We start from the raw sequence: 15,372 nt of genomic DNA on the forward strand, positions 1-15,372 counted from the left end.
AAAGACACCTCGGTCAGTCCCCTCTCCCTCTGGGAGAGGGCTAGGGTGAGGGGCTTTTGGCTTTTAGCCTCAGTCAGCCAACCGCCAGGTCGTGCCCCCCTTGCCATCTTCCAGCACCACACCCATCGCCGTGAGCTGATCACGAATCCGGTCCGACTCGGCCCAGTCCTTCGCAGCCCGAGCCGCCAGACGCGCAGCAATCAGCGCATCCACCTCAGCCGCATCGACACGCCCTTCGGCGCCCGCCTGCAGGAAGTCATCGGCTTCGAGCTGCAACACACCCAGCACACTCGCCAGCTCTTTGAGACGCGCCGCCAGACCGGCCGCTGCATCGAGATCGCTCTCACGCAGGCGGTTGATCTCACGCACCATCTCGAACAGCACAGCGCAGGCTTCCGGCGTGCCGAAGTCGTCGTTCATCACCGCAGTGAAACGCTCGACGAAGGCTTCGCCGCCGGCCGGCGCCACGTTCGGCAGGCCTTTCAACGCGTGATAGAAACGCTCCAGTGCGCCTTTGGCGTCCTTGAGGTTGTCTTCCGAATAGTTGATCGCGCTGCGGTAGTGGCTCGACACCAGCAGGTAACGCACGACTTCCGGGTGATACTTTTCCAGTACGTCGCGGATGGTGAAGAAGTTGTTCAACGACTTGGACATCTTCTCGCCATTGATACGGATCATCCCGCAATGCATCCACGCGTTGGCGTAGGTCTTGCCGGTGGCCGCTTCGCTCTGGGCGATTTCGTTTTCATGGTGCGGGAACTCGAGGTCGCTGCCGCCGCCATGAATGTCAAAAGTCTCGCCCAGGCAGCAGGTCGACATCACCGAGCACTCGATGTGCCAGCCCGGACGCCCGGCGCCCCACGGCGATTCCCAGCTCGGCTCGCCCGGCTTGGCGGCTTTCCACAGGACGAAGTCGAGCGGGTCCTGTTTCGACTCGTCGACTTCGATGCGTGCGCCGATGCGCAGGTCTTCGATTTTCTTGCGCGACAGCTTGCCGTAGCCCATGAATTTGGCGACGCGGTAGTACACGTCGCCATTGCCCGGCGCGTAGGCGTAACCCTTGTCGATCAGCGCCTGGATCATCGCGTGCATGCCAGCGATGTGATCGGTGGCGCGCGGCTCCATGTCCGGCTTCTTGATGTTCAGGCGCGCTTCGTCTTCGTGCATCGCGGCGATCATGCGTTCGGTCAACGCTTCGAACGATTCACCGTTCTCGTTGGCGCGGTTGATGATCTTGTCGTCGATGTCGGTGATGTTGCGCACGTAGGTCAGGTCGTAGCCGCTGAAGCGCAGCCAGCGCGTCACGAGGTCGAACGCGACCATGCTGCGGCCGTGGCCGAGGTGGCAGTAGTCGTACACGGTCATCCCGCAGACATACATGCGCACCTTGTTGCCATTCAGCGGCTTGAAGACTTCTTTGCTCTTGGTGAGCGTGTTGTAGATAGTCAGCACGTTAATTTCCTTGACGCTGTCTCACTGGCCCCACGAATCACGCAGGGTCACGGTACGGTTGAATACCGGCTGACCGGGTTTCGAGTCCTTCAGATCCGCGACGAAGTAGCCTTCGCGTTCGAACTGGAAACGGTCTTCCGGCTGTGCATTGCCGAGCGATGGCTCGGCGCGACAACCGGTCAGCACTTGCAGTGAGTCAGGGTTGATGTTGTCGAGGAAACTCGCGCTGTCTTCGGCCTTCTCCGGGTTCGGCGAGCGGAACAGGCGATCGTACAGACGCACTTCGCACTCGACGCTGGCGGCGGCCGGCACCCAGTGGATGACGCCTTTGACCTTGCGCCCTTCCGGGTTCTTGCCGAGGGTTTCCGGGTCGTACGAGCAACGCAGTTCGACGATGTTGCCATCGGCGTCCTTGATCGCTTCGTCGGCACGGATCACGTAGCTGCCGCGCAGACGCACTTCACCGGCCGGTTCCAGGCGCTTGTAGCCTTTTGGCGGCTCTTCCATGAAGTCGTCACGGTCGATGTAGATTTCCCGGGCGAACGGCAAGGCGCGCACGCCCATGTCTTCTTTCGGGTGGCGTGGCAGTTCGAGGTTCTCGACCTGGCCTTCCGGGTAGTTGGTAATGACCACTTTCAGCGGACGCAGCACGCACATGGCGCGCGGTGCGCTCTGGTCGAGGTCGTCGCGGATGCTGAATTCGAGCATGCCGAAGTCGACCACGCCGTCAGAACGGTTGGTGCCGATCATTTCGCAGAAGTTGCGGATCGATTTCGGCGTGTAGCCACGGCGGCGGAAGCCCGACAGCGTGGACATGCGCGGGTCGTCCCAGCCGTTGACGTGCTTTTCATCGACCAGTTGCTTGAGCTTGCGCTTGCTGGTGATGGTGTAGTTGAGATTCAGGCGGCTGAACTCGTACTGACGCGGCTGCGCCGGCACCGGCAGGTGCTCGAGGAACCACTCGTACAGCGGACGATGGCTTTCGAACTCCAGAGTGCAGATCGAGTGGGTGATGCCTTCGATGGCGTCCGACTGACCGTGGGTGAAGTCGTAGTTCGGGTAGATGCACCACTTGTCGCCGGTCTGGTGGTGATGGGCGTGACGGATGCGGTACATGATCGGGTCGCGCAGGTTCATGTTCGGCGAGGCCATGTCGATCTTCGCCCGCAGCACGCGTGCGCCGTCGGGGAATTCACCGGCCTTCATGCGCGCGAACAGGTCGAGGTTTTCCTCTACCGAGCGGTCGCGGAACGGGCTGTTCCTGCCCGGTTCGGTCAGGCTGCCGCGGTATTCCTTGGCCTGCTCGGGGGTCAGGTCGTCGACGTAGGCCTTGCCGGCCTTGATCAGCTCGACCGCCCAGTCGTGCAACTGGTCGAAATACTGCGAGGCGTAGCGCACTTCACCGGACCACTCGAAGCCCAGCCATTTGACGTCGCTTTCGATCGCGTCGATGTATTCCTGGTCTTCCTTGGCCGGGTTGGTGTCGTCGAAACGCAGGTGCGTGACGCCGCCGAACTCCTGGGCCAGGCCGAAGTTCACGCAGATCGACTTGGCGTGGCCGATGTGCAGGTAGCCGTTGGGCTCAGGCGGAAAACGCGTGACGATCTGGGTGTGCTTGCCCGAGTCCAGGTCTGCCTGGATGATCGGCCGCAGGAAATTGACCGGCACGGCAGGGCCGGACTTGGCATTCGAGGTAGGGTCGACAGTGGGCTTGCTCATAGGATCCTTGACTTACATGTGCGCGGCCGCAGAACGGGCCAGACAAAACAAAGCCGCTATCATAGCCGATGCCGTCAAGGGGCTGACAGAGCAGGCTCCATAAAGCGGCGCATTTAATCGCGCGGAAATGAAAAACCGCCTCGAAATTCGCGCCTGTCACGCTAAACTGCGCACCTTGGCCGAAGCAGGCTGAACCGGTTGCGGGGCGGAAGGTCCCAAAATCACGAATTCCTCAGAAGAGTAGCGATCATGACTCAAGTCAAACTGACCACCAACCATGGCGACATCGTCATCGAACTGAACGCTGAAAAGGCGCCGATCACCGTCGCCAACTTCATCGAATACGTTAACGCCGGTCACTACACCAACACCGTGTTCCACCGCGTCATCGGTAACTTCATGATCCAGGGCGGCGGTTTCGAGCCAGGCATGAAAGAGAAGAAAGACAAGCGTTCAAGCATCCAGAACGAAGCGGACAACGGTCTTTCCAACGACAAGTACACCGTCGCCATGGCCCGCACCATGGAGCCGCATTCGGCTTCGGCACAGTTCTTCATCAACGTAGCCGACAACACCTTCCTCAACCACAGCGGCAAGAACGTGCAGGGCTGGGGCTACGCGGTATTCGGTAAAGTCACCGCCGGCACCGACGTTGTCGACAAGATCAAAGGCGTGTCGACCACTTCCAAGGCCGGCCACCAGGACGTACCCGCAGACGACGTGATCATCGAGAAAGCCGAGATCATTGAGTGATATTGCTGATTTCAGACTTGCATCTGGAAGAGGAGCGCCCGGACATTACCCGGGCGTTTCTGGATTTGCTCGCCGGACGCGCCCGCTCGGCGAGTGCCTTGTACATCCTCGGCGACTTCTTCGAGGCGTGGATCGGCGACGACGCCATGACACCCTTCCAGCGTTCCATCTGCCAGGCCCTGCGCAACTTGAGCGACAGCGGCACGGCCATTTTCCTCATGCACGGCAATCGCGACTTCATGCTCGGCAAGGCCTTTTGCAAACAGGCCGGCTGCACGCTGTTGAAGGACCCGAGTGTCGTGCAGTTCTACGGCGAGCCGGTGCTGCTGATGCACGGCGACAGCCTGTGCACCCGCGACATCGGCTACATGAAGCTGCGCCGCTACCTGCGCAATCCGATCACCCTGTTCATCCTGCGCAATCTGCCGCTGCGCACGCGCCATAAACTGGCGCGCAAGCTGCGCAGCGAAAGCCGTGCGCAGACGCGGATGAAGGCCAATGACATTGTTGATGTCACGCCGGAAGAGATTCCGCGGATCATGCAGCAATTCGGCGTGAACACCCTGATCCACGGCCACACCCACCGCCCCGCCATCCACAAGCTGCAACTCGGTGAGCAAGCAGCGAAGCGCATTGTGCTGGGGGATTGGGATCGTCAGGGCTGGGCGTTGCAGGTCGATGAGAGCGGGTATGCGTTGGCACCGTTCGACTTCGCCCCGCCACCAGCATTGCCGCACGGCTGAAGGTCGCTACCCCCTCACCCCAGCCCTCTCCCCCAGGGGGGCGAGGGGTAAAGGGAGCCGATCTTCATGCTGTTCAAATTCGAGTTCGACTCGGTATCTCAGATCAGCGTATCTCGCAAGCAACTCACAGTCAGTCCCCTCTCCCTCCGGGAGAGGGCTAGGGTGATGGGCTTTTGATCTTGATCTTAATGCCCCGAAGCAGCAGGCCCTGCTTTGGCAGCAAACGGCGGTTTCGCCAGCCACACAATCAGAATCAACCCCATAAACCCCCACCCCAGCAGCGTGAAGTAATCCACGGTCGACAACATGTACGCCTGACTGGACAGGATCTGATCCATCTGCGCATACGCCGGCTGACTCGCCCCGCCCAGCGCATGCAAGGTCTCGCGCGTGGCCGGTTCGAAGGTGCTGATGCTCTCGCTCATGTAGGCATGATGCTGATTCGCCCGGCGAATCCAGATCCACGTAGTCAGCGAAGCCGCAAAGCTGCCGCCCAAGGTCCGCAGGAAGGTCGCCAGACCGGCCCCGTCGGCAATCTGGCTCGGCGGCAGATCCGACATCAGGATGCTCAGCGTCGGCATGAAGAACAGCGCCACGCCAATACCCATGAACAACTGCACCAGAGCGATGGACTGGAAGTCGACCTCATTGGTGAACTCTGCGCGCATGAAGCAACTCAGGCCGATCGCCAGAAACGCCAGCCCGGCGAGCAGTCGCAAGTCGAACTTGTGCGCATACTTGCCGACAAACGGCGACAGCAGCACCGGCAGAATGCCGATCGGCGCCACGGCCAGACCGGCCCAGGTCGCGGTGTAGCCCATTTGCGTCTGCAGCCATTGCGGCAGGATCAGGTTGATGCCGAAGAAGCCGGCGTAACCCAAGACCAGCACCAGCGTGCCGATGCGGAAGTTGCGATAGGCGAACAGGCGCAGGTTGACCACCGGATGCTGGTCAGTCATTTCCCAGATCACGAACACTGCCAGCGCGACCACGGAAATCGCCGCGCCGATGATGATGAAGTTCGACTCGAACCAGTCCAGGTCATTGCCCTTGTCGAGGATCACCTGCAACGCGCCGACACCGATGATCAACGTGATCAGCCCGACGTAGTCCATCGGCTGGCGGCTGGTGACCACCGGCCGCTTGGCCAGTTGCGAACGCACTACCATTACCGCAAAAATCCCGATCGGCACGTTGATGAAGAAGATCCACGGCCAGCTGTAACTGTCGGTGATCCAGCCCCCAAGAATCGGCCCGGCAATCGGCGCGACCACCGTGACCATCGCCAATAACGCCAGGGCCATCCCGCGTTTCGCCGGCGGATACACCGCGATCAACAGGGTTTGGGTCATCGGGTACAACGGCCCGGCGACCAGACCTTGCAGGACCCGGAAGCCGATCAGCTCGGGCATCGAGGTGGAAATACCACAGAGAAACGACGCCAGCACAAACAGCATCGTCGCCCACAGAAACAGTTTCACCTCGCCAAAACGGCGGCTGAGCCAGCCGGTCAGCGGCAGCGCGATGGCGTTGCTCACGGCGAACGAAGTGATCACCCAGGTGCCCTGCTCCGAACTCACCCCCAGGTTGCCGGAAATCGTCGGCAACGCCACGTTGGCGATGGTGGTATCGAGCACCTGCATGAACGTCGCCAGCGACAAGCCAATGGTGCTGAGCAACAGGCTGGGCGGCGTGAAAGAAGCGTTATTGCTCATGGTGGATCCTATGAAACCTAGAGGACACCGCACCCCTGTAGGAGTGAGCCTGCTCGCGATAGCGGTGTAACAGTCGACATCATCGGTGACTGACACACCGCTATCGCGAGCAGGCTCACTCCTACAGGGTCCGTGCGGATCAGCGCTGTGCGGTCTTGCTCGCCGCGGCACTGTTGTCGTGGATCAGCTGGGCAATCATTGCGTCGGCCTCGGCCAGTTGGCGCTCATACACATTGGTGCTGAACGAGGCTTTTTGCGGCGGCTGCTGCGCCAGCACCGGGCCACTCTGGTCGTGCAGGTTGACTTCGACATTGGTCGACAGACCGACCCGCAGCGGATGTTTGGCCAGCTCTTCGGCATTGATGTGAATGCGCACCGGCACCCGCTGGACGATCTTGATCCAGTTACCGGTGGCGTTCTGCGCTGGCAGCAAGGCAAACGCGCTGCCGGTGCCGGCGCCGAGGCTGTCGACGGTGCCGCTGTACTTGACGTCGCTGCCGTACAGGTCGGCTTCGATGTCCACCGGCTGACCGATGCGCATGTCACGCAGTTGGGTTTCCTTGAAGTTGGCGTCGATCCACAGCTGATTGAGCGGGATCACCGCCATCAGCGCGGTGCCCGGCTGTACGCGCTGGCCGAGCTGCACGGTGCGCTTGGCCACGTAACCGGTCACCGGGGCGATCAAGGTGCTGCGCGCATTGGTCAGGTAAGCCTGACGCAGATCCGCCGCCGCCGACATCACGTCCGGGTGCGAGGACACTACCGTGTCATCGACCAGTGCGCTGGTGGTTTTCAGTTGCTGCCTGGCATTGGCCAAAGCGTTCTGCGCCGAGGTCAGGTCGTCGCGAGCGTGGGACAGTTCTTCCTGGGAAATAGCCCCGCCCTGCGCCAGATTCTTGCGGCGGTTGTAGTTGTCCTGCGCTTTCTGCACTTCGGCCTGCTGCGCGTTGACCTGGGCTTTCATGCCGTCGACGTTGCTGTACAAGCCGCGCACCTGACGCACGGTGCGCGCCAGTTTGGCCTTGGCACTTTGCAGGCCGACTTCAGCGTCGTTGGGGTCGAAGTTGACCAGCACCTGGCCTTCCTGGACCAGATCGCCGTCGTCGGCGCCGATGCTGACCACAGTGCCGGTTACCAGCGGCGTGATTTCCACAACATTGCCGTTAACGTAGGCGTCGTCGGTGCTTTCGTTCCAGCGCCCGATGAATTCGTGATACGCCCACACGCCAGCAATGGCGAGCAGGACGACCACGGCCAGGGCCAGCAGCATCACCTTGCGTTTGCGCGGGTTGCCGGTGTCCGGGGTGTTGTCTTGAGCTTGAGTGTTTTCGGCAGTGGCCATGACAAATACCTTGAATTAGTTGTGCGACGGGGCTGGGCTGGCGTTGGCTGCGGTCAGGGTTTCGCCCTGGAAGCCGCCGCCCAGCGCTTGCATCAGTTGAATCGACAGGTCGATCTGCTCGGCATTGAGCGTGGCCAACTGACGCTGGGCCTGGAGCAATTGCTGCTCGATGCTGAGCACGTCCAGGTAGTTGCCGATGCCGGAACCGTAACGCTGGACCGCAGTGTTGTAAGAATCCTGAGCAATGTCGGTGGCGTGCTGCTGCGCGCCGATCTGCCGGCCGATATCACGCAACTGGTTGATCGTGTCGCCGACATCGCCAAGGGCTTTCACCAGACTTTTGTTGTACTGCGCCACCGCGAGGTCGTAATCGGCGTCGCGGGCATCAAGGTTGGCGCGCAGGCGCCCGCCATCGAAAATCGGCAGCGACACGGTTGGCGCGATGTTGAAGAAGCGACTGGCGGAACCGAACATCGCATCACCCAGCAGCGATTCGGCACCCGCTGACGCGCTCAGGTTGAGATTCGGATAGAAGCGCGTCCTGGCGGCATCGATATCCTTGCTCGCCGCCTCGACACGCCAGCGCGCCGCGACCAGATCGGGACGCCGCCCGAGCAGTTCGGCAGGCAATACCGACGGCACGGCAACGGCACTGGCTTGCAAGACTTTTGGCCGAGCGATTTCGTTGCCGCGATCGGGGCCTTTGCCGAGCAATACCGCCAGCGCGACTTTGGCGCTGTGCAGGCGTTTCTCTGCGTCGATCAGGCTGGCCTGGGAACTGGCCTCCAGACTTTGCGTTTGCTGGAACTGGTACTGGCTGTCAATTCCGGAACTCAGGCGACGCTGACTCAGGTCGAGCATCTGCCGGGTGCGCTTGAGGTCTTCGTTGGCCAGGTCATAAACGATATGCGCCTGGCCGAGATCGCTGTAGGCGCGGGCGACGTCAGCGGCGAGGGTCAACTGCGCGGCCTGACGATCGACTTCGGCGGCGCGCGCCTCACCGAGTGCGGCTTCCCAGGCATCGCGCTGGCCGCCCCACAGGTCGAAGTTGTAATTGAAGCCGGCGCTGACATTGCGCACCGTCGAATAGGCGCCGCCCTGCCCTAGCGGATCCTGATCGCGGGCCAGCCGCGAACGGCTGATGCCGGCGCTGGCGTCGAGGGTCGGATAGCGCTCGGCGTCGGCGGCATACGCTGCGGCGCTGGCCTGATGGGCGCGGGCGGCGGCGATCTGCATGTCCGGGCTGTCATGCAATGCTTCGCGGATCAGGCCGTCGAGCTGCGGATCGCCGAGGCTGGTCCACCAATCGCTCTTCGGCCACGCCGCCGGCGACAGGCTGACGCCGTCCAGAGACTGCGCTGTCTTCAGGTTCGCTGCGTCGAGGCGCCGACCTTCGGTATCGAGGCCGCTGTAGTTGGCGCAACCGGCGAGGATCATCGCCGACAGCAGCAGCGTCAGGCTGCTGCGCAAGGTTTTACCGCTCATTGTGGTCACCTAAACGCTGGAGGGTGATCGGGTCACCGGCGGCCAGCAGGATTTTCTTGAGGATGTATTCCAGAGTTTTCAACTCTTCGCGGGAGATGGCACCGGCCAGTTCGTTCATCGCATCGGCACCGATCTGCGGCAGGCGATCGGTCAGTTGCTGGCCCTGTCCCGTCAGTTTCAACTGCACCTGCCGGCGGTCATCTTCGCTGCGTTGACGCAGCAGAAAACCTTTCTGCTCCAGACGATCGAGCATGCGCGTCATCGACCCGCTGTCCAGCGACAGGTGCCGGCACAGCTCGGCCGGCGTGTCGACGCCGAACTGGGCCATGATGATCAGCACTTTGAACTGCGCGGCGGTGATGCCGTGGGGTTCCATGTGCGTATCGATGATCCGGTCCTTGAGCAGCGCGGCACGGCCGAGCAACAGGCCGAGATGGCATTGCTTGAATTCGTCGGGGGTGAAATGCTTCATCGGTCCACCTGATAACTGCCTAGGCAGTGAATGTATGTCGAGATGTTACTGCCTAGGCAGCGAATGTCAACGTAATAGTTAGGTGGCTTGGTAATTAGTTGAGCAAGGGAGTTGGTTTTTTGGGCGCGCAGGCGCACGCCATCGCCAGCAGGCTGGCTCCCACAGGGGATCTCCAACAGACACAAATGCTGTGTCGATCAGAGATCCAGTGTGGGAGCCTGCTGGCGATGGCAGCGACTCGGTTCAGAGAAAGACGCGCGATTTAAAAATCGCGCTTGTAGAAGATATCCAGCGAACTGGCGACGCCACTGGCCGCTTCGACATACACCTTCTTGCTCAGCTTGTAGCGCAGGGCAATGGTGCTGGCCGGTTCGAACACGCCGACGCCGTAGCGCAGGCTAAGTTTTTCGGAGATGTTGCCGCTGGCGACGACGCTGGTGTCGTTGCCGCTGCCCTGGGTGTCGAGCTGGAAGTCCTGAATTCCCAGATCCTTGGCCAGGCCACTGGTGACGCCGGCGCTGCCCATCAGGCCCAGGCCGAGCGCGGCTTGCGCGAGCATGTTGTTGTCTTCGCCGCTGGTGCTCAGCGGACGACCGAGGACCAGATAGGACAGCGCCTGCTCCTGACTCATGGCCGGTTCGGAGAAGATCTGCGTGGTCGGCTGTTCGGCGCTGCCGCTGAGGCGGATGCCGGCGATCACGTCGTCGGTCTGGCGGATCGCTTCGATGTCCAGATACGGCTGGTCGATGGGCCCGGCGAACAACAGCCGCGCGCGGCGCACTGTCAGGCGCTGGCCGTAGGCGCGGTAGCGGCCGTCGTTGAGCCACAACTCGCCACGGGTGTCCATGTTGTCGCCGATGTGCACCTGACCTTGCAGATTGGCGGTCAGGCCAAAACCGGCGAAGCTCAACTTGTTCTGGCCGACGATCACGTCGATGTCCATCTTCATCGCGATCGGCGCTTTGCCCTCTTCGGTCTGGGCGCCGACGATGATCGTGTCGTCCGAGACTTTCACCGTCGACGGCGGCAGTTCGCGAACGGTGATTTCACCGTTGGGCACCAGCACCTTGCCGGCGATTTTCAGCTCATCGCCGGCCATGGAAATCTTCAGGTCTGGCGCCACTTCAAGCTTGGCGTACGGCTCGACAGTGACTGGCAACTGCGTGCCTTTCAACGCCAGGTCGACCACCAGCGCCTGGCCCCAGGCGACGTTGCCGTTGAGACTGCCCCGCCCGCTCCTGCCGCTGTTCCAGCCGCCATCGAGGCGTACCGATTCGCCGGCAATCGCTGCGGTGAGTTGCAGGTTCTGCAGTTCCATCGGCAACTCGGCGCCGGAGACTTCGCCGTCGCTCAGTTGCACCGTGCCGTTGACCAGCGGCGCCAGCAGACCGCCGGAAATCGTGCCGCTGCCGTTCAGGCGTCCGGTGAGTTTTTCCACCATTGGCACAAACGGCCGCGCTACCGACAGGTCGAGGCCGGAAAGGCGGAACGAGCCACTCAACGGTTTGTTTTTCGGCAGTGGATCAAGCTGCGCCTGCACCATCAATTCGCCGAGCTTGCCGCCGACGAAATTCAGTTCGGTGTCGACGCGTTTCGGCGTCAGTTTGCTGGTGAGCCTGAGCGTCTGGTAGGGGAAATCCAGCCATTGCTGCTGGTCGTGCATGCGCAAGGTGCCGCCGCTGGCGTCGATGCTGACCACGCCGTTGGGGCCGCTGGCCGGCAGGTCGAGTTGCAGATCGGCATTGAGCCGGCCCTGCCAGGCGAAGTCTTTCGGCAACCACTGCGCCAGGCTTTCCAGCGGAAACTGCTTGAGGTGATAACGCAGTTTCGGCTCAGGCATCAGCCGCTGATCTTCGCCGCACAGGCTGGCGCTGCCGGAGGTCCAGCAATGCGCGCCGAAGTTGATCTTGCCATCGGCGAGGCGTTCCAGTTTCGCCGGATTCTGCAACCTCCAGTCCTGCCCGCCGGCCTGAATATCGCCGCTGGCCAGACGCCCGCGCCAGTTGCCCTGATCCAGACTGCCGTCTAGCCCCAGCGCGAGTTTCAGCTTGGGTCCGAGCAGATCAAGGTTGAGCTTCTGACTTTTGATATCCCCCTGCGCGCTGGCGGTCAGTGTGCCCAGCGATGTATCGCCGACCTGAATGCCGCTGCCCTTCAGATCGATCTTCGCCCGTTGCGCACTGTCCAGATTGGCGTCGAGGTTGAGGCTTTGCAGGCGATTGTCCTGAAACACCAGTTGCAAGCCCTGCAAGTCGAGTTTGCCCTGCGGCGCCTTCAGCGTACCGGCGACGTTGACCTGACCGTTGACCTGCCCGCGCAATTGCGGCCAGAGCTGGGCCAGACGCGGCAGCTTGATGTCGATCTGCCCGGCGAGCTTCTGTTGCAGGCTGCCCTTGCCGCTGATGCTGTTGTCGCCGAGACGGATTTGCAGGGCGTTGAGATTCCACTGTTCACCAGCGCCATCAGCCTTGGCTTGCAAGACCGCCGGTTGCCCGCGCAGCTTGCCTTTGAGGTCCAGGTCAGCGTTGAGGCTCAGGCGCTCATTTTTCATTTCGCCAGTGCTCTTCAGCGGCCCGGCCAACGTGCCGGGCAGTTCGGCAACCCAGTACGCCGGATTCAATGCCGAGAGTTGCAGCGCGGTGTCCCAGGCGATGCCGTCGGCGAATCTGACCTTGACGTGACCTTCGGCCTTGCCCTGCCCGGCTGCCATCACCAGTTGCGGCAAGGCGATCTGTTCGAGGCTGCCGCTGAACGGGCTGCTCAGGGTGAACGCACCCGCCGGACCGTCCAGTGCGGCGGCAAAGTTGCCGAGGTACTGACCGTCGGTGTAGGAAACTTCACCCGTGAAGGTACGCAAAGCGACTTGCGGCTCGTCGATTTCGTTGTAGAGCCGATGCCAGGGAAAGTCCTGCCAGTTGATGTTGGCTTGCGCGCTGAGGCCTTTGCTCCAGTCGACGCTGCCGCTGAGTTTGACGCTTTGTTTATCGTTGGCGGTCAGATCAAGACCGGCGATCTGCGCACCGTTGGCATCGACTTTACCCTTGAGCAGCAGCGTCACCGGGGCTGTGTCGGCGGGCAATGTGGCGGTGCCGTTGAGCCGATAACCGTTTTTCAGGTCGCCTTCGCCAGTCAGCACTAACTGGTCGAGTTGCAGCGTATCCGGCAGTTCGGCGCTCGGTTTGAACGCTTCGCTGGTGATGCGCACCTTGGCCGGCAGGTTTTCCACCAGTGGCTGCAACTCGCCGGTCAACTGGCCGTCGAGGTAGCCACGGCTGTCGGCGTGCAAGTTGAGGGTCTTGAGCAGATCACCCTCGGCTCTCAGGGCCAGCGTCCATGGTTCTGTGCCCGGTGCGGGTAAAGTCAAATCGCCCTGAATAGTCAGCGGCCAGTTGCCGGTCGGTTGCAGCACGCCGGACAGGTTCAGGCTGAGTTCGTCACGCTGCAATTTCACGCTGTCGATCTGCAGACCTTGAGCAGTCCAGTGCGCGGCCAGTTGCAAGCCTTTGAGCTGCTCACTGCCGTTGAACAGCAGGCTGCCGACCTGCACGTCGCCCAGTTCGATGGCCACCGGCAATTGCAAATCCGGCAGTTTGATCGGGCCGCTCTCGGTGGTTTCTGCACCCGGCGGGAATTGCAGGATGACCTGATCGGCCTTGAGCTGATCGATGCACAGAGTCATGCGCGTCAGGCACAGCGGCGACCAGGCAAAGATCGCCTTGTTCAGTTCGACACGGCTGGTGTCTTGCTGCCAGAGCAGATGATCGGCACTCCATTGGCCGCCAAGGCGACCGTGAAAATTCTCCACGCTCAAGCCCGGTACAAGGCTCAGCGCCCAACGGCTGCCGGCCTGAGTGCCGAGCACGGCGCTGACCGTCAATACAATCAACAGCAACAACGCCAGCAGCGTCACAGCCGTTATTTTCAAACCACGCTTCACAGCTCAGGCCCCATGGAAAAGTGCAGCCGGATGCCGCCGTCGTCGTCGAGCGCATGGGCCAGGTCGAGGCGGATCGGCCCGACCGGCGAGACCCAGCGCACACCGATGCCGACCCCGGTCTTGAGGTTCGGCAGTTCAAGTTTGTTGAAAGAGTTGCCCTGGTCGACGAAGGTCGCCACGCGCCATTTCTCCGCGACTGAATATTGGTATTCAACGCTGCCGGCAACCATATAGCGGCCACCGATACGTTTATTGTCGGAGTTTTTCGGCGACAGGCTCTGATAGTCGTAACCGCGCACGCTCTGATCGCCGCCGGCGAAAAAGCGCAGCGACGGCGGGATCGAGTTGTAGCCATTGGTGGCGCTGCCGCCGACCTGCACACGACCGAGCAAACGGTGCTTGTCGAATACCGTGGTCAGGCCTTTGACCAACGCCGTGCCATATAACAGGTTGTTGTCGGAACCGAGGCCTTCCTTCGCCACTTTGCTTTCGAAGCTCAGGCGATACCCGTTGTGCGGGTCGATGCGGTTGTCACTTTTCAGGTAGGAATAACTGATGCCGGGCATCAGCAAGGTGCTCAGGCCGGAGTCGTCGCCGAGTTCGTATTCCTCGCGCTGCCATTTTAGCGAGATCACCCGTTGCCAGCCGCTCGGCAACTTGCTGTGCCATTCCGGGCCGAAGGTCAGCAGTTTGCTGCGCGTGTCGGAACCTTCGATGTCTTCGAATTGATAACCGCCGGCCCAACGCAGTTTGTCGGTCAGCGGCGGGTCGAGCGGAATGTCGTAGAACAGCCCGACGTTTTGCCGTGGCGCGGAAAGTTCGGCTTCCCAGCCATAGCTGTCGCCTTGCGGATTGACCCAATGACGGGTCCAGTTGGCTTTGATGCGTGGGCCGACGTCGGTCGAATAACCGAGGCCCAGGCCCATGGTGCGCGGTTTGCGCGTATCGAGTTTAACGTCGACCGGGATCACCTGGTCTTTGGCCGCCGTCGGTGCCGCATCGACGCGCACGCCGTCGAAATAGCCGCTCGATTGCAGATCGCGGTTGAGCTCGGCGATCAGCTCGGAGTCGTAAGGCTCGCCGGCCTTGAACGGCACCATGCGTTGCAGCAGGTCTTCGTCAAACGGCGTGTCGCCCTCGAATTTCACTTTACCCAGCGCATAACGCGGGCCGCTGTCGTAGATCAACTCGACATCGGCGACGCCGGCACGCGGATCGACCAAGAGCTTTTGACTGGTGAAATGGCCGCTGAAAAATCCGAAGCGCGAGGCCTGATTCTGAATAAGTCTTTTCGCGTCTTCGTAACGGCCATGGTTGAGCACTGCGCCGGATTTGAGCAGATCGCTTTTCGGCACACGAAAGGATTTCAGCGAGGCTGCCGGGCCGTCAACTCGCACGGTGACGTTGCGCAGGCGGATCGGCTCGCCGGGATCGATATTGAGCACCAGACGCGGTTTTTCGCCGCCCTTGACGTCGCTTTCGATCTGCGGCTGGTAATAGCCCAACGCCTGAGCGGCCTTGCGCGCCTGCTCTTCGGCGCCGCGACTGAAGCGCTGCAAGGCTTCTTCGTCACGATCGCCGAGGCTGCCGATATAGCCTTCTATATTGGCCTTGAGTTCATCGTTGGACGGTTTGATCCGTACATCCAATTCACTTTGCGCCAGCGCCGCGCAGCTGGATAACAGCATGAGCACGCCGCTGGTAAATCTTCCTGGAAACTTCATAGGCGCGGATGCTATCACGGGCTCGGGAGC

General features: G+C 61.5%; 10 protein-coding genes. 2 read left to right on the forward strand and 8 right to left on the reverse strand.

Annotated features, from left to right (window positions below):
- Positions 1-69: 69 nt before the first annotated feature.
- Together cysS and BLU52_RS14940 are read right to left on the reverse strand one after the other, a co-directional pair.
- Positions 70-1,452: a cysteine--tRNA ligase gene (gene cysS / locus BLU52_RS14935; RefSeq protein ID WP_090284399.1), complete on the reverse strand. Its 1,383-nt coding sequence runs from the start codon at positions 1,450-1,452 to the stop codon at positions 70-72.
- 21 nt (positions 1,453-1,473) lie between these two features.
- The gene (locus tag BLU52_RS14940) at positions 1,474-3,171 is read right to left on the reverse strand and encodes a glutamine--tRNA ligase/YqeY domain fusion protein (RefSeq protein WP_090284401.1); all 1,698 of its coding nucleotides are present in this window, start codon (positions 3,169-3,171) and stop codon (positions 1,474-1,476) included.
- A 249-nt stretch (positions 3,172-3,420) separates the two neighbouring features.
- Here BLU52_RS14940 and BLU52_RS14945 point away from each other — a divergent pair, with 249 nt between their 5' ends.
- A complete protein-coding gene (locus BLU52_RS14945; RefSeq protein WP_090284402.1) occupies positions 3,421-3,924 on the forward strand; it encodes a peptidylprolyl isomerase in 504 nt (167 codons plus the stop codon).
- Complete coding sequence (gene lpxH, locus BLU52_RS14950; protein ID WP_090284404.1) at positions 3,921-4,667, forward strand: UDP-2,3-diacylglucosamine diphosphatase; 747 nt, start codon at positions 3,921-3,923, stop codon at positions 4,665-4,667. The genes BLU52_RS14945 and lpxH overlap by 4 nt, the downstream gene beginning before the upstream one ends.
- A gap of 185 nt (positions 4,668-4,852) precedes the next feature.
- Here lpxH and BLU52_RS14955 read toward each other — a convergent pair whose 3' ends face one another.
- From BLU52_RS14955 to BLU52_RS14980, 6 genes are all read right to left on the reverse strand, one after another.
- A complete protein-coding gene (locus BLU52_RS14955; RefSeq protein WP_090284406.1) occupies positions 4,853-6,382 on the reverse strand; it encodes a DHA2 family efflux MFS transporter permease subunit in 1,530 nt (509 codons plus the stop codon).
- Between the two features lie 139 nt (positions 6,383-6,521).
- Positions 6,522-7,724 carry an HlyD family secretion protein gene (locus BLU52_RS14960; protein ID WP_090284408.1) on the reverse strand — a complete coding sequence of 401 codons (1,203 nt, stop codon included), beginning with the start codon at positions 7,722-7,724 and terminating at the stop codon, positions 6,522-6,524.
- A gap of 15 nt (positions 7,725-7,739) precedes the next feature.
- A complete protein-coding gene (locus tag BLU52_RS14965; protein WP_090284411.1) occupies positions 7,740-9,209 on the reverse strand; it encodes an efflux transporter outer membrane subunit in 1,470 nt (489 codons plus the stop codon).
- A complete protein-coding gene (locus BLU52_RS14970; RefSeq protein ID WP_090284413.1) occupies positions 9,199-9,681 on the reverse strand; it encodes a MarR family winged helix-turn-helix transcriptional regulator in 483 nt (160 codons plus the stop codon). Before BLU52_RS14970 ends, BLU52_RS14965 begins: the two co-directional genes overlap by 11 nt.
- A 262-nt stretch (positions 9,682-9,943) precedes the next feature.
- Positions 9,944-13,618: a translocation/assembly module TamB domain-containing protein gene (locus BLU52_RS14975; protein ID WP_090284415.1), complete on the reverse strand. Its 3,675-nt coding sequence runs from the start codon at positions 13,616-13,618 to the stop codon at positions 9,944-9,946.
- Positions 13,615-15,342: an autotransporter assembly complex protein TamA gene (locus tag BLU52_RS14980; protein ID WP_090284417.1), complete on the reverse strand. Its 1,728-nt coding sequence runs from the start codon at positions 15,340-15,342 to the stop codon at positions 13,615-13,617. Before BLU52_RS14980 ends, BLU52_RS14975 begins: the two co-directional genes overlap by 4 nt.
- Between the last annotated feature and the right edge of the window lie 30 nt (positions 15,343-15,372).

This window comes from Pseudomonas granadensis (genome assembly GCF_900105485.1).
Taxonomy (GTDB): domain Bacteria; phylum Pseudomonadota; class Gammaproteobacteria; order Pseudomonadales; family Pseudomonadaceae; genus Aquipseudomonas; species Aquipseudomonas granadensis.